The organism is Saccharopolyspora mangrovi (genome assembly GCF_035320975.1).
GTDB classification, from domain to species: domain Bacteria; phylum Actinomycetota; class Actinomycetes; order Mycobacteriales; family Pseudonocardiaceae; genus Saccharopolyspora; species Saccharopolyspora mangrovi.
Genome location: NZ_JAWLNX010000039.1, coordinates 26,540 through 45,349, shown reverse-complemented (window position 1 = coordinate 45,349; position 18,810 = coordinate 26,540). Strand labels below are relative to the sequence as shown.

The window sequence follows — 18,810 nt, the reverse complement described above, 5'->3', positions numbered from 1 at the left end:
GCAAGCACTACGCCACTTCACCACCAGCCCCCGCAAAATCGGCCGCATCGTCCAAGCAGCACTCGTACTCACCCACCACGAACACGGCCGCCTGACCTAACCCCTACTGAGAACACCTCAATGGAAATCGTGCGCGGTCAGTCCTCCAGCAGTGGCGTGCCGTTGAACACGGCGAGTTCCTCGCGGTAGAACTCCAGGCCGATGCCGTTGGGGTCGCGGATGTAGAGGCTGTCGTCGACGCCCCGGTCGGGACCGGTGTAGGCGATGCCGGCCTCGTCGAGGCGCCCGCGGGCGGCGGCGAAGTTCTCGGCGTCGGTCGACAGCGCGATGTGCTGCACCGCGCCGATGGTCTCCTGGAACGGCGGGTGGTCGTGACCGGGGAAGTCGAAGAACCCCAGCAGGTTCCGGTTGCCGACGTCGAAGAAGAAGTGGCTGGAGCCCGCGTAGTCGCGGTTCTCCACCAGCTCGACCAGCGGGAAGCCCAGCAGCTCCTGGTAGAAGCGGATGGTCTCCTCGACGTCCTTGCAGATCAGCGCCACGTGGTGGAAGCCCTTGACCGTCGGTGCCGGGCGCTGCGCGCTCTGCTTCAGGTACCGGTCGCGGAGCTCGTCGCGACGAGCGCGGACGGCCTCCAACTCGGCTCCTCGCGGTTGCGGCATGGCCGAACTCCTTTCGTTTTCAACCAATTCTACGGGCATTCCGCCCGCCCGGCGATCAGCTGGGACCACGACGGATGTGACCAGCCGCCCGGCGTGGCACGCTGAGCCGATGAACGAGGGTCGGCTGGCGACCTACCGGCAGAAGCGCGACTTCGAGCGCACCGCCGAGCCGCGCGGCGAGAGCGCCACCGGCACCGGCGACCGGTTCGTCGTGCAACGCCACCGCGCCCGCCGCAAGCACTACGACCTGCGCCTGGAGTTCGACGGCGCGCTGCTGAGCTGGGCGGTGCCCAAGGGGCCGACGCTGGACCCGTCGGTGCGCAGGATGGCCGTGCAGGTCGAGGACCACCCCCTCGAGTACGCCGACTTCGAAGGCACCATCCCGGCCGGCGAGTACGGCGGCGGCGACGTGATCGTGTGGGATCGCGGCACCTGGACGCCGGGAGAGGACGACCCGGCCGCCGCGCTGGAGGCCGGCACCCTGCACTTCGAGCTGCACGGCGAGAAGCTGCGCGGGCGGTTCGTGCTGGTCCGGCGCGGTGAGAAGCAGTGGCTGCTGCTGCACAAGCGCGACGAGCACGCCGAGGACGGCTGGGACCCCGAGCAGCACCCGGTGTCGGTCAAGAGCGGTCGCACCAACGAGGAGGTCGCCGCCGCCCCGGAGGCGATGTGGCGCGGCGACCTGCCGGCCGATCGCGCCGAGATCCGGCTCCGCCCGAACTGGGACCCGCCGACCGACGCCGAACTCGACGAGCTGGAGCGGCTCAAGACCAAGGGGACCTGGGAGCTGCAGGGCCACCGGATCTCGCTGACCAACCTCGACAAGGTCCTCTTCCCCGGCCTCGACGGCGAAGAGCCGATCACCAAGCGCGAGCTGGTCGCCTACCACGCTCGGATCGCGCCGGTGATGCTGCCGTACCTGGCCGATCGGGCGTTGAACAGCCACCGCTTCCCCAACGGCGTGGACTCCCCCGGCTTCTGGCACAAGGAAGCCCCCAGCCACGCACCGGACTGGCTGCGCACCTGGGAGTACCCGGGCGCCGATGACGACGACGTGAAGCGCTACATCGTGCCGGACAGCCCCGCAGCCCTGGCCTGGCTGGCCAACTACGCCGCGCTGGAGCTGCACCCGTGGACCTCGCCGATCGACGACGTCGAGCACCCCACCTGGGCGCTGTTCGACATCGACCCCGGCGAGCAGACCAGCTTCGACGACGTGCTGACGCTGGCCCGGCTGCACCGGGCGGCGATGGAGCACCTGGGGGTGGTGGCGAAGCCGAAGGTGACCGGGCAGCGCGGGGTCCAGATCTGGGTGCCGATCGAACCGCGCTACACCTACGCCGAAACCCGGGCCTGGGCGGAGAAGGTCTCCCGCGCCGTCGGAAACACCGTGCCGGAGCTGGTGAGCTGGTCGTGGGCGAAGTCCGAGCGACGCGGCCTGGCGCGACTGGACTACACGCAGAACGTCCTCAACAAGACGCTCGTCGCTCCCTACAGCGCTCGCCCGCGCCCCGGCGCCCCGGTCTCGGTTCCCCTCGAGTGGGACGAGCTCGACGATCCCGACCTCACCCCGGACCGCTGGACCATCCGCACGGTGCTGGATCGCCTCGCCACCACTGGCGATCCCTTCGCCGACCTCGTCGGCCACCGCCAGCCGCTGCCCCCGGTCTGACCCTCATCCGCTCGACAGCCCCTCTCTCGTCACCCGGACACCGCCAACGGACCATTGATTTCACTCCGCACTGAACTCATCATCACTACCGACATCGCCTCGTTGACACGATTTCAATGGAAATCGGAGTTCTGATTTCCATTGAAATCCGGTCAACCCGGGTGGGGTGGGGTCGTCAGGAGTGGGGGTAGCGGGTGTGGAGGAGGCCTTGGCACCAGCTCTTGTTGGCTTCGATGCCGAAGCGGGTGGTGCGGGCGATGCGCAGGCGGGCGGGGAGCTCGTCGACGGTGAGCGGCAGGCCGGAGTCGTCGAGCAGGAGCGGCGCGGCGTCGTCGTCGCGGAAACCGAGGCGACGGCGGTGGCGGCGCAAGGCATGCGCGTCCGGGATGTCGCCGAGCGTCAGCGACGTGAGCTCGTCGTGCGTGCGGCCGGCTCCGAGCAGCCCTGCGGCGAGGCGCTCCTGCTCGGCGGCGTGGGCCTTGCGCAGGAACACCGCGCGGAGCTCGTCGAGCTCACCCGCGGAGAGTCCGGGGAAGGCCGCGTCGAAGCCCTCCCCCGCCGCGACACCGGCGTTGATCTCCTCGGAGGCGAAGTGGTCGAGCAGCCGGACCGCGGCGCTGCCGACACCGGGCAGCGCGATGAGCGCGTCGTGGGCGTCGGAGACCATCAGGTAGGCGAAGTTCGGCGCGCAGAAGTAGGTCGGCAGCCGCAGGTCGACCTCCACCCGATCACCGTCGACCTCGCAGCGGGCCACGAATCCCAGCTCGGTGATCGGCCGGTCCAGCTCCGGGTCGACCACGTCGGCCAGCGCCCGGCCCACCGCGTCGACGTCCACAGTGGATGCCGCTGTCATCGCGCGACCGCCGCCCGCGCGGCCGGGACCTGCACCGGCACCTCGATGTCGTAGAGCCGGGCCAGGTTGAGCCCCAGGACCTTCCGCTTGATGTCCGGGGTGAGCACGCCGTACTCGTCCTGCATGTCCTCCGGGATCTGGAAGTCCACGAACTTCTCGATCAGCCACTTCGGCGTCCAGATCGCGTAGTCGCTGGCGAAGGTCAGGCGGTTCTCGTCCAGCCAGTACAGCAGCTCGCCGATGATGCGGGCGAAGTAGCGCGGCCGGGAGTGGATGAACGGCATCGCCACCGCCAGCCCGCCGTAGACGTTGGGCTCCTGGGTGGCGATCCAGCAGAAGTCCTCCAGCCGCGGCAGACCGCAGTGCTCGACGATGAAGTTCAGCTCCGGGAACTCGGTGGCCGCGTCGTCGACGTCGGCCACGTCGAAGGCGTCCCGGTTCAGCGGGTAGATCGTCGGTCCCTTGTGCACGTGGATGTTGCGGATGCCCAACTCCTGGCACTTGTCCAGGTACCGGTAGGACCACGGGTCCGACAGCTTCCAGCCCTTGGAGGCGCCCTTCCACTCGGCGGTGTAGAGCTTCACGCCGCGCAGGTTCCAGCGCTCCGTCAGCCGCTCCAGCGCCACCAGCCCCTCCTCCTCGTCGCGCGGGTCCCAGCTGCCGTTGACGATGAAGCGGTCCGGGTACTTCTCGGCGAGCGTCCCGTCGCGTTCGGTGGTGTTGAAGCCGTTGACGAAGAAGTCGGTCAGGTAGGTGGGCTGGAAGATCGCCTTGTCGACGTAGCCGACCTCGAACAGGTCGTGCAGGACGTCCTGCTCGCTCTGCACCTGGAAGTGCTCCAGCGACCACTTGTGCTCCTCCGGGCTGAGGTTGGAGTGGTAGTCGTAGAAGCAGTTGAGGAACCCGGTGCCGTACCGGTTGGCCTGGTTGGCGGGCGTGCCGTCCCAGAAGTGGATGTGACCGTCCACGATGAAGTACTGCTCGTCGCCGCTGACGTACATGACGGGTTTCCTTTCCTAGGGCACGAGGATCGCCCGGCCGCCGGGAATGCGGCCCGCGTCGAGATCGGCGAGCGCGTCGAGCGCCTCGTCCAGCGAGTAGGTGCGGGTGCGCAGCGAGACCTTGCCCTGCGCGGTGAGCGCCATCAGCTCGTCGAGGTCGTTGTAGGAGCCGACGAGGTTGCCGATCACGTTGATCTCGCGGGAGATCACGTCGATGGTCGGGATGTCGACCCGCCCGCCGTAGCCGATGACGAAGTAGGAACCGGCCTGCCTGGTCATCGCCACGCCCTCGGCCTCGGTGCCGCCCTCACCGACGAAGTCGAGCACCACGTGCGCTCCCCGGCCGCCGGTGATCTCCAGCGCGGTGTCCACCTGGGAACCGTCGGCCGGCACCACGTGGTGCGCGCCGAGCTGCGCCGCCAGCTCCAGGGCCTGCTGCGACCGGTCGATGACGGTGATCTCGGCGGGGGTCGTGGCCAGCAGCGACTGCAGGCCGATGTGGCCGAGCCCGCCGGCGCCGATGAGCACCACGTGCGTTCCGGCGTGCAGCAGCGGGACGGCCTTGCGGACCGCGTGGTAGGCGGTCAGCCCGGCGTCGGCGAGCGCCGCGACCTCAGCGGGCTCCAGCCCGTCGTCCAGGCGCACCACGGAGCGGGCGTTGGTGAGCATCAGCTCGGCCATGCCGCCGTCGGCGTTGATGCCGGGGAAGGTGGAGTTCTCGCAGTGCACGTCGTCCCCGGAGCGGCAGGCTCGGCAGAGCCCGCAGGTCACCAGCGGGTGCAGGATGACGCGGTCCCCGGGCGCGGTGTTGCTGACCGCGGAGCCGACCGCGCGAACCGTCCCGGCGTTCTCGTGGCCGATGACGTAGGGCAGCTGCACGCCGCTCTTGTCCTGCCACTGGCCCTCGATGATGTGCAGGTCGGTGCGGCACACCCCGGCCGCGTCGATCTCGACCAGCACGTCCCAGGGACCGGTGACCTCCGGGTCCGGGACCTCGTCGACGACCGGTTTCCGCTCGTACTCGTGCACTCGAACCGCTCGCACCGCCGACCACCTCCGGCTCCACCAGGACGAGTCCGTCCCCCAGGTTGCGCCGGAGCGGCCATGACCGCCCGCTGGAGCGGTCTGATTCGTTCAAGTGCGCAGGGCGCGGTTCGGCCGCGCGCCAGACCGCGTTTCGCGCGGTGGGCGGTGGATGCGCTTGCCGCTCAGGGCGTTCAGGCGTCGACCCAGCCGTGGCGGACGGCGATCTGGGTGAGCTTCTGGCGGACCTGCAGGATCTGCTCGGCGGTCATCGTCGGCGCGGAGGTCAGCAGCGCCTCGGTGACGGTCTCGTGGAACTCCTTGGCCGACAGCACGTCGAAGAGCTCCTCGCCGGGAGGCTGCTCCTCGGAAGCCGCGGACTGCCGCAGGATGCGGACGTGGGAGGCCTTGGGGCCGCGGTCGCTGTCCTCCAGGTCGAACTCGACGACCACGCCGGGAGCCACCAGCCGCTTGTCGAAGGTCAGGTCGTTGACGTGGATGAAGACGTCCTCGCCACCGACGTCGGGTGCCACGAAGCCGTATCCGCGCACTTCGTCGAACCTGATGACCTTGCCGGTGACCATCTCCCGCACCCCGCCTTCACCCCGTACCCGCGCCGCAGGTCAAGCACTGTACCTTCGGACCCGCCGCCGAGGCCAACGCCGTCCGATCAGGACGGTTCACCGGCGCGGCATCGGGATGTCGGCGTCCGGGCGGCTGCGCTCCTTGGGGCCGTGCTCGATGAAGTCCGCCGCGAACCTGATCCCCGCCTGGTAGGCCTCCACCCGGGCGCGGCCTATCTCGGCCTCGATCGTCTCCGGGAACAGCTCCTCCGCCAGCGAGCGGATCTCCGCCAGCCGGCTGCGGGTCTCCTCGTCCATCCTGTTGCCACCCTTCCGCGTGAACACTGCTGAAATCCTCACGGTTGTTCGCGTTCTTCGCACGACCGGGCAAGGCTAGACCCGTCGCCCCGCCCGACCCGATCAGGTGAGCAGGAGGATCTTCGTTAGGCCGGACACCACTGCGGGCCACGGGTGTCGATCTGCGGTTACGATCCGCCGGACGACAGCAGGACTGGTGCATGGAGGCGGCATGAGCGACGGCCGACTGGGGCTGGAAGTCGATCAGAACGTGGCGCGGATCACGATCGACAACTCCGGCAAGCGCAACGCGATGAACGCCGCGATGTGGCACCGGCTGCCCGAACTGCTCGCCGAGATCACCGACGACCCCCAGGTGCGGGTCGTCGTGCTCACCGGCGCCGGTGACGCGTTCTGCGCCGGGGCCGACATCTCCGAGCTGCACCGGATCGAGGGGCCGGAGGGCAGTGCGACCGAGCCCGCGGAGCGAGCGCTGCTGGACTGCCCGCTGCCGACGATCGCGCTGATCAACGGCCTGTGCATCGGCGGCGGCTGCCAGCTCGCGGCGGCCTGCGATCTGCGCATCGCCGCCGAGTCCGCCCGCTTCGGCATCACCCCGGCCAAGCTCGGCGTGGTGTACCCGTCGTCGAGCATCGAGCGGTTGACCGAGCTGGTCGGCCCGTCGGCGGCGAAGTTGCTGCTGTTCTCGGCGGACTTCTTCGACGCCGAGCGCGCGCTGGGGATGCGGCTGGTCGACGAGGTCGTCGCCGACCCGGCGGCGCGGGTGGCCGAGCTGGCCGGCACGATCGCGGGCCGTTCGCAGCTGAGCGTGCGCGCGGCCAAGGAGCTGGTCGACCTGGCCGCGCTGCGGCAGCCGCTGGGCGAGCGCGCCGCGCACTGGCACGAGGTGGCCGGCGAGACCGGCGAGACCGCCGAAGGCGTCACCGCGTTCCTCGAGCGCCGGTTGCCGGATTTCCCGTACGCGTAGCGGCGTTTCCACCCGGCCGGCCCATCACCGCACCTCAACCACCGGCTCTGACCACTGTGGACGCGTCGGCACCACCGGCGGTTCTGGTGCCTTACACGCACTGTTCATCCTTCTCGCGGTGATCCGTCCCCGGATGTCGATCTACGGTCGCGATGCCCGAACGCCGTGCATCCCACCTCGCACCGGAGGAAAGCCGTGGAACGTCGCACCTTCCTGCGCGCCGCCGTCACCGGCGGTGCCGCTGTGGCCTTCAGCTTCAGCGTGACCCGCGAAGCCATCGCCTACCCCGCGCAGACCGGGCCCAGCCCGTACGGCCCGCTGCAGCCGGCCGACGCCAACGGCCTGGAGCTGCCCGCGAACTTCACCAGCCGCGTGCTCGCCCACACCGGCGAGCAGGTCGCGGGCACCGGGCACATCTGGCACGGAGCGCCGGACGGCGGCGCGTGCTTCGCCGACGGCGACGGCTGGATCTACGTGTCCAACTCCGAGCTTCCGCTGGGCACCGGCGGGGTCAGCGCGCTGCGCTTCGACGCCGCCGCCACCATCACCGGCGCCTACACCATCCTGTCCGGCACCACGCTGAACTGCTCCGGCGGCGCGACGCCGTGGAACACGTGGTTGTCCTGCGAGGAGACCGACCGCGGCTACGTCTTCGAGACCGATCCGTGGGGCGGCGAGCCGATCCGCCGCGACGCGATGGGCCGGTTCAAGCACGAGGCCGCTGCCGCCGACCCGGACCGCGCGGTCGTCTACCTGACCGAGGACGAGTCCGACGGCAACTTCTACCGCTTCGTGCCCACGACCTGGGGCGACATGTCGGCCGGGACGCTGCAGGTGCTCGCCGAGGCCGATGGCGCGCTGACCTGGGTCGACGTCCCGGATCCGACGGGCGCGACGGTCCGCACCCGCCACCAGGTCGACGCGGCGCGGGTCTTCGACGGCGGCGAGGGCGCCTACTACCGCAACGGCACCTGCTTCTTCACCACCAAGGGCGACAACCGCGTCTGGGCCTACGACGCGGTCAACAACGTCCTCAACATCGCCTACGACGACGACCTCACCCAGGACGGCCCGCTGTCGGGTGTGGACAACATCACCGGCGCCCCGGCCGGCGACCTCTACGTCGCCGAGGACGGCGGGAACATGGAGATCTGCCTGATCACACCGGACGACGTGGTGGCGCCGTTCCTGCGGGTGACCGGCCAGGACGAGTCGGAGCTGTGCGGGGTGGCGTTCAACCCGGCCGGTGACCGGCTGTACTTCTCCTCGCAGCGCGGCCCGGCCGGCAACAGCGGCGACGGCTACACCTACGAGATCACCGGACCGTTCCGGAAGTGATCACCTGGCGTCCAGCGCGCGCCTGCTGGCGGCGATGACCTTGCCCAGGGCCAGGTGGAGCTCTTCGAGCTCGGAGAGCTCCACGCCCAGGGTCTTGACGATCTCGTAGGGGATCTTCTCCGCCTCGGCCCGCAGGCGCTCGCCTTCGCCGGTGAGCGCGACCTCGAGCCTGCGCTCGTCGCTGCGGCTGCGGGTGCGCACCACGTACCCGACCGTCTCCAGCCGCTTGAGCAGGGGCGAGAGGGTGGCCGCGTCGGCGTGCAGGGCCTCGCAGAGGTCGGTGACCGAGCGCGGCGAGCGCTCCCACAGCGCGAGCATCACCAGGTACTGCGGGTGCGTGAGGTTCATCGGCGCCAGCAGCGGCCGGTACAGGGAGATGACGTTGCGGGAGGCGACCGACAGGGCGAAGCACACCTGGCGGTCGAGCGCGAGCGGGTCCTCGCCCAGGTCGGGGGTCTGCACGGGGTCAGCTTACCCACATTCCACGACGCGCTAATAGTTAGTGTGCTAAGCATTGGGTGTGAGCCGACACCCTGACTCCCGGCCGAAGCGCCCGGACCCGCCGCGGTGGATCTGGTACGCCTTCGGCGGCCGCCTGCCCAACCGGTACCGCGACTGGGTGCTGCACGACGTCACCTGCCGGACCTGGGTGCTGCGGCACGCCGCCCGCAGCCTTGTGCAGATCTCCCCCGGGCTGCTGTTCCTGCTGCTGCCGGGCCCGCTGTGGATCCGGGCGATGGCGGTGCTCGGCGGCGTCATCCTGGCGTTGTGGTACTCGCTGTCCTACATGGAGCACACCTGCGAGTACCGGCTGCACAAGCACGGCTTCCCCATCGGCACCGGCCGGGCGACCCGCGAGGCCGCGCACGCCGAGGCCCGCGCGAAGAAGGCCTCGCGCTACGACGAGATCTACCGCAACGACGGCTGAGCGCATCCGGGTGAGCCCGGTGGCAATCGAGCTTGCCGCGATGGCAAACTGGAGCGGTGGACGGGGAATTCGGGCAAGCGCTGGAAGCCGTGGGACCGCGGTTGCGGGCGCTGCGACGGCAGCGCGAGACGACTCTCGCGGACCTCTCGAACGCCACCGGCATCTCGGTGAGCACCCTGTCGCGGCTGGAATCCGGTTCCCGGAAGCCGACGCTGGAACTGCTGCTGCTGCTGGCCAAGGCGCACGGCGTCACCCTCGACGAGCTCGTCGACGCCCCGCCGACCGGGGATCCCCGGCTGCACCTGCGGCCGATCAAGCGCGGCGGCATGACGATGCTGCCGCTGACCCGGCGCGCCGGGGGCATCCAGGCCTACAAGCTGATCATCCCGGCCTCGGCCCGCCGCGGCGAACCGGTTCCGCAAACGCACGAGGGCTACGAGTGGCTCTACGTCCTCAACGGACGGTTGCGGATGATCCTCGGCGAGCACGACCTGGTCCTGTCCCCCGGTGAGGCCGCGGAGTTCGACACCCGCGTCCCGCACTGGTTCGGTCCCGCCGACGACCAGACCGTCGAATTCCTCAGCCTCTTCGGCAAGCAGGGCGAACGGGCCCACCTGCGCGCCCGCCCGAAGGACGACCCCGACGCGCGTTGAGGCACCCGGGTGCGGATCCGGCAGGTTAGGTTGGGCCCGACGCGCGAGCTTCGAGGAGGATTTCGATGGGCAAGCCAACGCCGGTGGCCGTGGTGACCGGAGCGAGCAGCGGGATCGGTGCCGCGAGCGCGAAAGCCCTGGCCGACGCCGGTTTCGAGGTCGTGGTCGGCGCGCGCCGGCTGGACCGGTTGAAGGAGGTCGCCGACGAGTTCGGCGGCCGGGCGCTGGAGCTGGACGTGACCGACCAGGCGTCGGTCGACGCCTTCACCGGTGCCATCGAGCGCTGCGACCTGCTGGTGAACAACGCCGGTGGCGCGGTCGGCGCGGAGACCATCCTGGAGTCCAAGGACGAGGACTGGCAGTGGATGTACGAGACCAACGTGATGGGCACCCTGCGGGTGACCCGCGCGCTGCTGCCGAAGCTGCTGGAATCCGGTGACGGTCAGGTCATCAACATCGGTTCGGTCGCCGGGCGCGAGCCCTACGCCACCGGCGGCGGCTACAACGCCGCCAAGCACGCGGTCGCGGCGCTGTCGCGGGTGCTGCGGCTGGAGATGTTCGGGCAGCCGATCCGGGTGTGCGAGATCGACCCGGGCCTGGTGCAGACCGACTTCAGCCTGGTCCGCTTCCGCGGCGACCAGGACAAGGCCGACGCCGTCTACCAGGGCACCACTCCGCTGACCGCGCAGGACGTCGCCGAGACCGTGTCGTGGGTGGCCACGCGTCCCCCGCACGTCAACGTCGACCAGATCCTGCTGCTGGCCCGCGACCAGACCTCGGCGCGGGTGATCAACCGCTCGGAGTGATCGCGCTCGGGGGCTGGGTCGTGCTCAGCCCCCGAACCGCTGAGACCAGGCCATGACGTCGGCCGGGGTGGCGTTGCCGCCGCAGACTACGAGACCGAGCTTGACGCCGGTGCGCTCGGCGATGATCCGCCGCGCCGCCGGCAGCAGGCAGCCCGCGGCCGGTTCGGCCCACAGCTTCGCGTGCTGAGCCAGGTCCAGAACGCCTCGCACGGCTTCGGAATCGGGCACCACCAGCACGTCGTCGACGAGCTCGCGCACGTGCTGGTAGGTCAGCTCGGAGACCGCGGGGGCGCTCAGCGTCGACACGATCGACGACAGCTCCACCGGCACCGGTCCCCCGGCGGCCAGCGCCGCCGACATCGCTTCGGCGCCTTCGGTTTCCACTCCCCAGATCCGCACTCCCGGGCGTCGGGCGCGCAGCGCTGCGGCCACGCCCGAGATCAGGCCGCCGCCACCGATGCTCACCAGCACGTCGGTGAGCTCGCCCGCGTCCTCGGCGAATTCGAGCCCGACCGTGCCCTGGGCGGCGACCACGACCGGGTCGTCGAAGGGGTGGACCAGCGTGCTGCCCTCGGCGCGCAGGGTCTCGGTGAGCGCGAACGCGCCTGCCATGTCCTCGGCCAGGTGCACCGTCGCCCCGGCCGACTCGGCGACCTCCACCGCCCGCTCCGGCGCGGACCGGGGCATCACCACGGTCGCCTTGACGTGCAGAGCGCCGGCCATCACGGCCAGCCCGATGCCGTGGTTGCCACCGCTGACCGCCACCACCCCGGCCGCCCGCTCGGCCTCGGTCAGCGACAGCAGCTTGGCCACCGCACCGCGCGCCTTGAACGACCCGGTGCGCTGCAGCAGCTCCAGCTTCGCCGTCACCGGCACGCCGAGCAGTTCCGCAAGCCCCGCACTGCTCACCGTCGGCGTCCGCACCACGTGCCCGGCGATGGCGCCCGCAGCGGCCTCGACGTCACCGATCCCGATCATCACGCGCCTCCCCGGAAGTGCTCCACCCCCGCACCCTAGTTCGGCCCGGCCGGGCGGAAGTACGGGACCACCTCGTGCTCGGGGTCAGGCCCGGAGGGTTCGAAGGCGACCTGGACGCGGAGGTCGCCGAGGTCGGCGTCGGGGTCGACGCCGTCGAGCCGGGTCCACCACCAGGGCCCCTCGTCGAGTTCGACGATGCCGACGATCAGGCGGAACGCGCCTCCGTCGGGAAGCTTGTGGTGCACCACGCTCCAGGACACGACACGACCGGTGCCCCGGGCGGCGACCTGCTCGACGTCGTCGTCGGCGGCGATCGGGGTGTGCGGGCTCAGGTGTTCGCCGGTGTCGCGACGTCGGGGCAGGCGGAACTCGCCTTGGCGCGTTCCGTCGAAGAACGCGGCGCTGGCGTGGTCCCTGACCACCGGCACGAGTGCCATCGAGGGCTCCTTCAGGCGGACAGCACGAGGGTGCTGTGGTGGGAGAAGATGCCGCCGTTGCCCGACACGAGCACGAGTTCGTGGTCGGGCACCTGGCGGTCGCCGGCTTGACCGCGGGCTTGGATGATCGCCTCCGACAGCGGCGTCATGCCCCACATGTAGTAGGAGGACAGCTGTCCACCGCCGGTGTTGACCGGCAGCGAGCCGCCGGGGCCGAGCACGCCCGGGGTGGACGCGAACTCGCCGCCCTCCCCCTTGGCGCAGAAGCCGTAGTCCTCCAGCGTCAGCAGCACGGTGAAGGTGTAGCAGTCGTAGAGCTCGGCGAGATCGATGTCGTACAGCGACACCCCGGCCATCCGCAGCGCCGCCGGGCCCGCTTGGGCGGCACCGCTGACCAGCCCGAAGTCGTCGTCGCGGCGCAGCGATCCACCCGGGTGCGACTGCGCCCAGCCCAGCACCGACACCGGTGGCTGCGCCAGCGAGGCCGCGCGGTCACCTCGCGTGACGATCACCGCGATGCCGCCGTTGGACACCAGGCAGCAGTCCAGCAGGTGGAAGGGCTCGGCGACCAGCCGCGACTCCTGGTGGTCGGCGATGTCGATCGGCTCGCGGAACCGCGCCAGCGGGTTGAGCGCGGCCCACGCGCGCTGGGCCACGGCGATCTCGCCGAGCTGCTTGCTGGTGGTGCCGTAGGCCTGCATGTGCCGTCGCGCGGCCAGCGCGTAGAAGGAGTTGGGGCCGGTGAAGCCGCTGGCGGCGACGAGACCGCCCCAGCCCTTCGGCGAGTAGCGCTCGGCGCCGTAGGCGGCCCCGGTGGAACCGCCCTCGCGCAACGGGGCGTCTGCGAACACGCAGGCCACGACGTCGGCCATGCCGGCTTCGACGGCCATCGCCGCGTGCTGGACCATCGCCCCGGCGGTGGAGCCGAACGACTGCATCTGGCTGAGCAGCCGCAGGTCCTCCAGCCCCAGGTCGTCCTGCAGGCTCAGATCGACCCCGCCGGTCAGGCCGGCCGACACCAGCAGGCCGTCGACGTCGCCGAGCCGCAGCCCGGCGTCGGCAGTGGCCCGCCGGACGGCCTCGGCGGCGAACTGCTGCGCGGTGCGGCCGTAGACCTTGCCCATCTCGGTCATGCCGAGACCGGCGATCGCGGCCCGCCGATGCGGCGGCAGGTCACTGCGACTGCTCATCCGTCCCCCTTCCGGACGATCTCGGTCCGAAATTAGGCCAGCGCATCCGCTTTGTAAACCGATCAGCGACCGCGCTGCTGGTTGCGCGCAGCGCCGCAGGGTGGGCATGTTGGTGCTGTGACGGTGGTGAACGCGTTGGGGCCTGCGACTTTCCGCGATGCCGAATTCCCGGCCGACCCCTATCCCGGAGCCCGCCCCGGCCACTCCTACCTGCACCTGGACGGCCAGGGCTGGCGCCTGTGGCCCGATGTCTCCTCGCCGTCGGGCTGGCGGGTCGGCTCCGGCTGTCTCGACGCCTTGCTGACCGGTCTCGGCGCGGAGCCGCTGGCGGCGCGTTGGCCGGTGCTGGCCTACGGCTCGAACGTCTGCCCGAGCAAGATCACCTGGTTGCGCGAGGAGCTGGGGCTCGGCGGCCCGGTCGTGGTGCTCAGCGCGACCTGCACCGGGCTGTCGGCGGTGTGGGCCTCCGGCGTGCGCGCCCGCGACGGGCAGCGCCCGGCGGTGCTGGTCTCCGCGCCCGGCGTCGTCGAGCACCACGCGGTGTGGCTGGCCACCGCCGAGCAGCGGCGCGTCCTCGACGCGTGCGAGGGGCGCGGTGAGCGCTACCGCCTGGTGCGGCTGCACGGTCCCGAACGCGTCGAGCTGGAGACCGGGCGCACCGCGCACGTGCTGGCCTACGGGGCGTTGGGCGAGATCCGCCGCCCGCTGCTGGTCGACGGGCGGTGGGTGCCCTGCAACACCCTCGGCCAGCACGAGGCCCGCGAGCTCACCGGCATCCCCGCCACCTCCGACGGCCTGACCTGCACCGAGATCGTCGGAGAGCCGGGCCCGCCGCCCGCAGCAGCACCCCGGTAGGTTGGCGCCGGGGAGGAAACACATGCTGCCGACTGCGGAACTGCACATTCACATCGAGGGAACGCTCGAGCCGGAGATGCTGGTCGAGCTGGCCGCGCGCAACGGTGTCGTGCTGCCCACCAGCGATCTCGACGAGCTCCGGGCGAAGTACGACTTCAGCGATCTGCAGTCGTTCCTGGACCTGTACTACGCGAACCTGGCGGTGCTGCGCACCGACCAGGACTTCTACGACCTGACCAGCGCCTACCTCGCCCGCGCCGAGCGGGCCGGGGTGCGGCGGGCGGAGATCTTCTTCGACCCGCAGGTGCACCTGAACAACGACGTGCCGCTGGGAGCGGTGTTCGAGGGCATCACCGGTGCGCTGCACGACTCGCCGGTGTCCACCGATCTCATCCTGTGCTTCCTGCGCGACTTGGGGCCGGACGCGGCGGCCGAGACGCTGCGCATGGCGCTGCCGTACCGGGAGCGGTTCATCGGCGTGGGGCTGGACTCCGCCGAGGTCGGGCACCCGCCCGCGCCGTTCGCCGAGGTCTACCAGCAGGCCGCTGCCGAGGGCCTGCACCGCGTGGCCCACGCCGGTGAGGAAGGCGGGCCGGAGTACGTGCGCGACGCCCTGGACGTGCTCGGCGTCGAGCGCGTCGACCACGGCATCCGCGCGATGGAGGACCCGGAGCTGGTGGCGCGGCTGCGCGACGAGCAGGTCCCGCTGACCGTGTGCCCGCTGTCCAATGTGGCCTTGCGGACCGTCGACAAGCTCTCCGACCACGTGCTGCCGGCGATGCTCGACGAGGGTCTGCTGGTGTGCGTCAACAGCGACGACCCGGCCTACTTCGGCGGTTACGTCGACGACAACTTCGCCGCGCTGCGCAGCCAGCTGGGGCTGACCGAGGCGCAGCTGGCGACGCTGGCGCGCAACTCCTTCGACGCGTGCTTCGTCGCCGACGAGCTCAAGGCCGCGTGGAAGGCCGAGGTCCCCGGCTGAGACCGTCCCCAGTGGACGGGTTTGGATCACCTCCCTTCACGGGTACTTCACCGAGCGGGGTACCCGTGAAGGAGGTTCAACGATGGCTGACGCACTCAGCGGCCGCACAGTCGCGATCCTGGCCACCGACGGGGTGGAGCAGGTCGAGCTGACCGGCCCCCGCGACGCGATCGAACAGGCGGGCGGCCAGGTCGAGGTGGTGTCGCTGGAGTCCGGCGAGATCCAGGCGATGAACGGCGACATCGACAAGGGCGACCGCTTCCCGGTGGACCGGGAGGTCTCGCAGGTCTCGGCGCGCGACTACGACGGTCTGGTGCTGCCGGGCGGGACCATCAACCCCGACCAGCTGCGCCGCAACGGCACCGCGGTGGCGTTCGTGCGCGATTTCGTCACGGCGGGCAAGCCGGTGGGCGCGATCTGCCACGGCCCGTGGACGCTGGTCGAGGCCGACGTGGTCAAGGGGCGGCAGCTGACGTCGTTCCCGAGCATCCGCACCGACATCCGCAACGCCGGCGGCGACGTCACCGACCAGGAGGTCGTCGTCGATGACAACCTCGTGACCAGCCGCAACCCGAAGGACCTGCCCGCCTTCCAGGAGGCGGTGATCAAGGCGATCGCGTCGAGCTGAGTCAGCTGCGCTTGCGGGCCGCGAGGCGTTCGATGAGGCCGAGCTTGAAGCGCTCGCGTTCGACCACCTCGAAGCCCGCGCCCGCGAGGTGCCCGGATGGGCGGCGGCGGAAGTGCTCGCCGCCCATCGGCACCGTGATCACCTCTGCGGCTCGTTGCAGCAGGCGCACCGGCCACGCGGTGCTGACGACGTGGTCGGCGAGCAGCAGCAGTCCTCCCGGCCGCAGCACGCGGTGCATCTCGGCGATCGCCTTCTCGTGCTCGGGGATCGCGCACAGCGAGAACGTGCACACCACGGTGTCGAACGCGCCGTCGGGGAACTGCAGCTGCCGGGCGTCGCCGTCGACGAGCTCCGCTGGCAGGCCGAGCTCGTCGCGGCGCTGCTGCGCGAACCGCAGCATTCCGGGACTCCACTCCACGCCGGTCAGGCTCGTTCCGGCCGGGTAGAGCGGCAGGTTGAGGCCGGTTCCGATCGCGACCTCCAGCACCTCGCCGCCTGCGCGGCCGCAGATCCACTGCCTGCTGTCGCCCGCCAGGTATCGGTCGAAGCGGGCCATGATGCCGTCGTAGGAGGGTGCCGACTTGTCCCAGTACCGCCGCAGCTTCTCCGAGCGCTCCACGTCGCGGACGCTACCGCAAACGACCGAGCGCGCACGGGGCGGATTCAGCGACGCGGTGGGCGGCGGCGGCCGGGGATCATCCGCTGCCGGGGCGGCCGGTTGTCGCCGGCGTGCCCCGGGAACGCACCGGTCTGGGCGGCGACCGGGGGCAGGATGGTGCCGGTTCCGGTGGCAGGCGGCAGGTTCGTCCCGGTGCCCACCGGGCGCATCCCGGTTCCCGTGGCGGTCACGGGCCGCATGCTGGTCCCGGTCGAGGTCACCGGCGGCAGGTTCGTGCCGGTCGCGGTCACCGGGCGCATGTTGGTGCCCGTGTTGCGGGTGATGTTGCGGATGCTGGAGGACACCATCACCAGGAACGCCAGCACACCGGCCTCGTCGTAGCCGGGCATGCCCGGCGCAGGCGGCTTGAACTGGGCGTTGAGCACGTCGTTGGGGGTGAGGTCGTCCATCCCGCGCAGGGTGGCCTGCACCCGGTCCATGAACGCGTCGACCTCGGCCTTGTCCAGCGCCGAGCTCTGCGAGGTCGCCGGTTGCAGACCGCGGAAGCGCTCCGGTTGCGCCTGTTCGGGCGCGGGCTCGACGATCTGCGCCGGTTCGGGGGCCGGGCGCTGGGGCTGCGGTGCGCTCGCGGTTTCCTCGGGCTCCCTGCGGATCTCCTCCTGCTTGCGCGCGGGTTCCTCCGCCGGTCGGGACTTGCGGCGCTCGTCGGCGCGCACCTCGAGCTTCATCAAGGTCAGCGCGACCCTGTCCAGGAATTCGTCGACCTGCGCCTTCTTGTAGGCGCGCCCGCCGCGCTTGCGCGGGCTGAAGTTCCTCGTCAGCACGTCGCGGGCGGTGACCAGGTGCTTGCCGCGCAGCGTCACCTCGACCCGCCCGAGGAAGTGATCGACCTCGGCCTCGTCGTATCCGCGCTCTTTGCGCCAGGCCCGGCCGAAGACGACATTTCGCACGTCATCAGGGGTCAGCATTGCTCAGGCCTCCACAGGGCGTCCGCATCATTCCTCTCGGACGCATACCCGGCGCTTCCCGCCGAGCCCCCGACCGCCCGTTTCGCGCGCTCCAGCTTGCCCAAACCGGGACGTGAGATCAAGACCCAGCCCGCCCATTCACGGTGAGCCAGCTGTGGTAACCCCGCGTGCCCCTTCTCCGTTGCGAGGCGCGCGGGTTCACGGCGGAGGAGCCGCACTGTCCACTTCGGACATCGAGGCGCTCGCCGAACTCACCCCGGTGGCGCGAAGAACTCGAGCGCGATGTTGTCGGGATCGCGGAACTGGACGCCGGAGCCGTAGTGGGCGTCGACGATGCCGCCGTGCTGGATGTCGAGGTCGTCGAGCCGGTGGCACCAGGCCTCCAGCTCGGACCGGTCGCGGCAGGCGAAGGCCACGTGGTCCAGACCGGGCCGGTGCTCGTCGAACGCGCTGATCCGCGCTCCGCGGGAGTGCGTGTGCAGCCCGAACAGCTGGCCGTTGGCCAGCGCGAACACCGTGTGGTGGAAGCCGCCGTTGGTCTCGTCCTCGTCGAGCACCGGTTCGGAGCCGAACAGCGCCCGGTACCAGCGGGTGCTGCGCTCGAGATCGGACACGGTGACCGCGATGTGCGCGATGGGTGGGAACTCGGCCATGCCAGCCTCCTCGGGAACTGCACCCGGGCAGCGGCAACCGCCCCGGCGCGGTGTTCCACTCATGGTGCACACACCGCGCCGGTGGCGGAACCTCCAGCAGCTGGTCCGTTCGCCTCACGCGGGAATCCGGCCCTCGACCACCGGGCGCAGTTGCGCGTTGACGACCTCCACCACCGCTGCCGGCCTTGTGACCACAACGTCGAACAACCCGCCTTGTCGGTCGTCGCCGCGGTCAGCGGATCACGGGTGGATCGCCCCAGGGCTGGTCGAGGGCGGTGCGGAGGGCGGTGACGGCGTCCTCGCCGATGCGCCCGGCGAGTTCGCCTTCGATGGCGGCGATGGTGCGCAGGGCCTTGCGGTGCACGCGTTCGCCTTCGTCGGTGACGCGGACCAGCCTGCTGCGGGCCGATGCCGGGTCGGCGACCTGTTCGAGCAGGCCCATCGCGATCAGGCCGTGCACGGCCTGGTGGACCGACTGGCGGGTGGTGCCGATCCGGCGGGCGAGCTCGGCGGCCGAGGTGCCCGAGTCGTCGAGGCTGGCGAACACCGCCGCTTGGGCGACCGTCACGGGCTGCTCTCCGGAGAGCTGCATGCTGTTGTGCAGCGCGTCGTCGAACCAGCGCTTGGCGGAGGCCAGCAGCTGCGGCACGTTCGGGGGGGTCGTGTCCATGAGTCCTCGGCTTCCGGGCGGCGTTTCCGGCTACACGATCGCACGACAC

Annotated in this window: 23 protein-coding genes; 9 read left to right on the top strand and 14 right to left on the bottom strand. The window is 70.8% G+C overall.

The features are described 5' to 3' along the window. Nucleotides 1-137: 137 nt before the first annotated feature. Nucleotides 138-659 (bottom strand): VOC family protein, encoded by a 522-nt coding sequence (locus tag R4I43_RS33035; RefSeq protein WP_324269651.1) that lies wholly within the window; start codon nucleotides 657-659, stop codon nucleotides 138-140. 109 nt (nucleotides 660-768) lie between these two features. Between R4I43_RS33035 and ligD the strand changes: the two genes are divergently transcribed. Beyond that, nucleotides 769-2,331: a non-homologous end-joining DNA ligase gene (gene ligD, locus R4I43_RS33030; RefSeq protein WP_324269650.1), complete on the top strand. Its 1,563-nt coding sequence runs from the start codon at nucleotides 769-771 to the stop codon at nucleotides 2,329-2,331. Nucleotides 2,332-2,506: 175 nt separating this feature from the next. On the opposite strand, the gene R4I43_RS33025 is transcribed toward ligD, so the two are convergent. The 5 genes from R4I43_RS33025 to R4I43_RS33005 form a co-directional block, all read right to left on the bottom strand. After that, the gene (locus tag R4I43_RS33025) at nucleotides 2,507-3,184 is read right to left on the bottom strand and encodes an iron-sulfur cluster assembly protein (protein ID WP_324269649.1); all 678 of its coding nucleotides are present in this window, start codon (nucleotides 3,182-3,184) and stop codon (nucleotides 2,507-2,509) included. Then, nucleotides 3,181-4,185, bottom strand: coding sequence for an amidohydrolase family protein (locus tag R4I43_RS33020; protein WP_324269648.1), 1,005 nt, complete (start codon nucleotides 4,183-4,185; stop codon nucleotides 3,181-3,183). The genes R4I43_RS33025 and R4I43_RS33020 overlap by 4 nt, the downstream gene beginning before the upstream one ends. Before the next feature lie 15 nt (nucleotides 4,186-4,200). Further along, entirely contained in the window at nucleotides 4,201-5,229 is a 1,029-nt protein-coding gene (locus R4I43_RS33015) for an NAD(P)-dependent alcohol dehydrogenase (RefSeq protein ID WP_324269647.1), read from the bottom strand. Between the two features lie 173 nt (nucleotides 5,230-5,402). Continuing rightward, nucleotides 5,403-5,792: a cold-shock protein gene (locus R4I43_RS33010; RefSeq protein ID WP_324269646.1), complete on the bottom strand. Its 390-nt coding sequence runs from the start codon at nucleotides 5,790-5,792 to the stop codon at nucleotides 5,403-5,405. Between the two features lie 96 nt (nucleotides 5,793-5,888). After that, the gene (locus R4I43_RS33005; protein WP_324269645.1) at nucleotides 5,889-6,089 is read right to left on the bottom strand and encodes a hypothetical protein; all 201 of its coding nucleotides are present in this window, start codon (nucleotides 6,087-6,089) and stop codon (nucleotides 5,889-5,891) included. 211 nt (nucleotides 6,090-6,300) lie between these two features. Here R4I43_RS33005 and R4I43_RS33000 point away from each other — a divergent pair, with 211 nt between their 5' ends. Further along, a complete protein-coding gene (locus tag R4I43_RS33000; RefSeq protein WP_324269644.1) occupies nucleotides 6,301-7,056 on the top strand; it encodes an enoyl-CoA hydratase/isomerase family protein in 756 nt (251 codons plus the stop codon). Between the two features lie 195 nt (nucleotides 7,057-7,251). Next, nucleotides 7,252-8,394: an alkaline phosphatase PhoX gene (locus R4I43_RS32995; RefSeq protein WP_324269643.1), complete on the top strand. Its 1,143-nt coding sequence runs from the start codon at nucleotides 7,252-7,254 to the stop codon at nucleotides 8,392-8,394. On the opposite strand, the gene R4I43_RS32990 is transcribed toward R4I43_RS32995, so the two are convergent. Then, nucleotides 8,395-8,856 carry a MarR family winged helix-turn-helix transcriptional regulator gene (locus R4I43_RS32990; protein ID WP_324269642.1) on the bottom strand — a complete coding sequence of 154 codons (462 nt, stop codon included), beginning with the start codon at nucleotides 8,854-8,856 and terminating at the stop codon, nucleotides 8,395-8,397. Between the two features lie 58 nt (nucleotides 8,857-8,914). On the opposite strand from R4I43_RS32990, the gene R4I43_RS32985 reads away from it, so the two are divergent. The 3 genes from R4I43_RS32985 to R4I43_RS32975 all read left to right on the top strand — a co-directional run bounded on the left by R4I43_RS32985 (nucleotide 8,915) and on the right by R4I43_RS32975 (nucleotide 10,781). Further along, nucleotides 8,915-9,322 (top strand): DUF5313 family protein, encoded by a 408-nt coding sequence (locus tag R4I43_RS32985; RefSeq protein ID WP_324269641.1) that lies wholly within the window; start codon nucleotides 8,915-8,917, stop codon nucleotides 9,320-9,322. Nucleotides 9,323-9,378: 56 nt separating this feature from the next. After that, nucleotides 9,379-9,975, top strand: coding sequence for a helix-turn-helix domain-containing protein (locus R4I43_RS32980; protein ID WP_324269640.1), 597 nt, complete (start codon nucleotides 9,379-9,381; stop codon nucleotides 9,973-9,975). Between the two features lie 65 nt (nucleotides 9,976-10,040). Then, the gene (locus tag R4I43_RS32975; RefSeq protein WP_324269639.1) at nucleotides 10,041-10,781 is read left to right on the top strand and encodes an SDR family NAD(P)-dependent oxidoreductase; all 741 of its coding nucleotides are present in this window, start codon (nucleotides 10,041-10,043) and stop codon (nucleotides 10,779-10,781) included. Nucleotides 10,782-10,805: 24 nt separating this feature from the next. Here R4I43_RS32975 and R4I43_RS32970 read toward each other — a convergent pair whose 3' ends face one another. From R4I43_RS32970 to R4I43_RS32960, 3 genes are read right to left on the bottom strand one after another with little or no spacing between them, the layout of a single operon-like run. Next, nucleotides 10,806-11,759: a pyridoxal-phosphate dependent enzyme gene (locus R4I43_RS32970; protein WP_324269638.1), complete on the bottom strand. Its 954-nt coding sequence runs from the start codon at nucleotides 11,757-11,759 to the stop codon at nucleotides 10,806-10,808. A gap of 35 nt (nucleotides 11,760-11,794) precedes the next feature. Further along, the gene (locus tag R4I43_RS32965) at nucleotides 11,795-12,196 is read right to left on the bottom strand and encodes a Zn-ribbon domain-containing OB-fold protein (protein WP_324269637.1); all 402 of its coding nucleotides are present in this window, start codon (nucleotides 12,194-12,196) and stop codon (nucleotides 11,795-11,797) included. Between the two features lie 11 nt (nucleotides 12,197-12,207). Continuing rightward, nucleotides 12,208-13,386, bottom strand: a complete 1,179-nt coding sequence (locus R4I43_RS32960; RefSeq protein ID WP_324269636.1) for a thiolase family protein — start codon at nucleotides 13,384-13,386, stop codon at nucleotides 12,208-12,210. Nucleotides 13,387-13,503: 117 nt separating this feature from the next. Between R4I43_RS32960 and R4I43_RS32955 the strand changes: the two genes are divergently transcribed. The 3 genes from R4I43_RS32955 (at nucleotide 13,504) to R4I43_RS32945 (ending at nucleotide 15,851) form a co-directional block, all read left to right on the top strand. Beyond that, nucleotides 13,504-14,241, top strand: coding sequence for a gamma-glutamylcyclotransferase (locus tag R4I43_RS32955; protein ID WP_324269635.1), 738 nt, complete (start codon nucleotides 13,504-13,506; stop codon nucleotides 14,239-14,241). A 22-nt stretch (nucleotides 14,242-14,263) separates the two neighbouring features. Continuing rightward, entirely contained in the window at nucleotides 14,264-15,223 is a 960-nt protein-coding gene (locus R4I43_RS32950) for an adenosine deaminase (RefSeq protein ID WP_324269634.1), read from the top strand. Nucleotides 15,224-15,305: 82 nt separating this feature from the next. Beyond that, the gene (locus tag R4I43_RS32945; protein ID WP_324269633.1) at nucleotides 15,306-15,851 is read left to right on the top strand and encodes a type 1 glutamine amidotransferase domain-containing protein; all 546 of its coding nucleotides are present in this window, start codon (nucleotides 15,306-15,308) and stop codon (nucleotides 15,849-15,851) included. A 1-nt stretch (nucleotide 15,852) separates the two neighbouring features. On the opposite strand, the gene R4I43_RS32940 is transcribed toward R4I43_RS32945, so the two are convergent. The 4 genes from R4I43_RS32940 to R4I43_RS32925 all read right to left on the bottom strand — a co-directional run bounded on the left by R4I43_RS32940 (nucleotide 15,853) and on the right by R4I43_RS32925 (nucleotide 18,761). Continuing rightward, nucleotides 15,853-16,470: a class I SAM-dependent methyltransferase gene (locus tag R4I43_RS32940; RefSeq protein ID WP_324269632.1), complete on the bottom strand. Its 618-nt coding sequence runs from the start codon at nucleotides 16,468-16,470 to the stop codon at nucleotides 15,853-15,855. Between the two features lie 44 nt (nucleotides 16,471-16,514). Beyond that, the gene (locus tag R4I43_RS32935) at nucleotides 16,515-17,438 is read right to left on the bottom strand and encodes a DivIVA domain-containing protein (protein WP_324269631.1); all 924 of its coding nucleotides are present in this window, start codon (nucleotides 17,436-17,438) and stop codon (nucleotides 16,515-16,517) included. A 251-nt stretch (nucleotides 17,439-17,689) separates the two neighbouring features. Continuing rightward, nucleotides 17,690-18,091 (bottom strand): VOC family protein, encoded by a 402-nt coding sequence (locus R4I43_RS32930; RefSeq protein ID WP_324269630.1) that lies wholly within the window; start codon nucleotides 18,089-18,091, stop codon nucleotides 17,690-17,692. A gap of 232 nt (nucleotides 18,092-18,323) precedes the next feature. Beyond that, a complete protein-coding gene (locus tag R4I43_RS32925) occupies nucleotides 18,324-18,761 on the bottom strand; it encodes a MarR family winged helix-turn-helix transcriptional regulator (RefSeq protein WP_324269629.1) in 438 nt (145 codons plus the stop codon). Nucleotides 18,762-18,810: the final 49 nt, after the last annotated feature.

Coding starts and splice junctions, on each gene's coding strand:
- R4I43_RS32975 (WP_324269639.1), top strand. CDS start 10,041: ATGGGCAAGCCAACGCCGGTGGCCGTGGTGACCGGAGCGAGCAGCGGG.
- R4I43_RS33025 (WP_324269649.1), bottom strand. CDS start 3,184: ATGACAGCGGCATCCACTGTGGACGTCGACGCGGTGGGCCGGGCGCTG.
- R4I43_RS32950 (WP_324269634.1), top strand. CDS start 14,264: ATGCTGCCGACTGCGGAACTGCACATTCACATCGAGGGAACGCTCGAG.
- R4I43_RS32930 (WP_324269630.1), bottom strand. CDS start 18,091: ATGGCCGAGTTCCCACCCATCGCGCACATCGCGGTCACCGTGTCCGAT.
- R4I43_RS32925 (WP_324269629.1), bottom strand. CDS start 18,761: ATGGACACGACCCCCCCGAACGTGCCGCAGCTGCTGGCCTCCGCCAAG.
- R4I43_RS32965 (WP_324269637.1), bottom strand. CDS start 12,196: ATGGCACTCGTGCCGGTGGTCAGGGACCACGCCAGCGCCGCGTTCTTC.
- R4I43_RS33010 (WP_324269646.1), bottom strand. CDS start 5,792: ATGGTCACCGGCAAGGTCATCAGGTTCGACGAAGTGCGCGGATACGGC.
- R4I43_RS33035 (WP_324269651.1), bottom strand. CDS start 659: ATGCCGCAACCGCGAGGAGCCGAGTTGGAGGCCGTCCGCGCTCGTCGC.
- R4I43_RS32960 (WP_324269636.1), bottom strand. CDS start 13,386: ATGAGCAGTCGCAGTGACCTGCCGCCGCATCGGCGGGCCGCGATCGCC.
- ligD (WP_324269650.1), top strand. CDS start 769: ATGAACGAGGGTCGGCTGGCGACCTACCGGCAGAAGCGCGACTTCGAG.
- R4I43_RS32935 (WP_324269631.1), bottom strand. CDS start 17,438: ATGCTGACCCCTGATGACGTGCGAAATGTCGTCTTCGGCCGGGCCTGG.
- R4I43_RS33000 (WP_324269644.1), top strand. CDS start 6,301: ATGAGCGACGGCCGACTGGGGCTGGAAGTCGATCAGAACGTGGCGCGG.
- R4I43_RS33005 (WP_324269645.1), bottom strand. CDS start 6,089: ATGGACGAGGAGACCCGCAGCCGGCTGGCGGAGATCCGCTCGCTGGCG.
- R4I43_RS32945 (WP_324269633.1), top strand. CDS start 15,306: ATGGCTGACGCACTCAGCGGCCGCACAGTCGCGATCCTGGCCACCGAC.
- R4I43_RS33020 (WP_324269648.1), bottom strand. CDS start 4,185: ATGTACGTCAGCGGCGACGAGCAGTACTTCATCGTGGACGGTCACATC.
- R4I43_RS32970 (WP_324269638.1), bottom strand. CDS start 11,759: ATGATCGGGATCGGTGACGTCGAGGCCGCTGCGGGCGCCATCGCCGGG.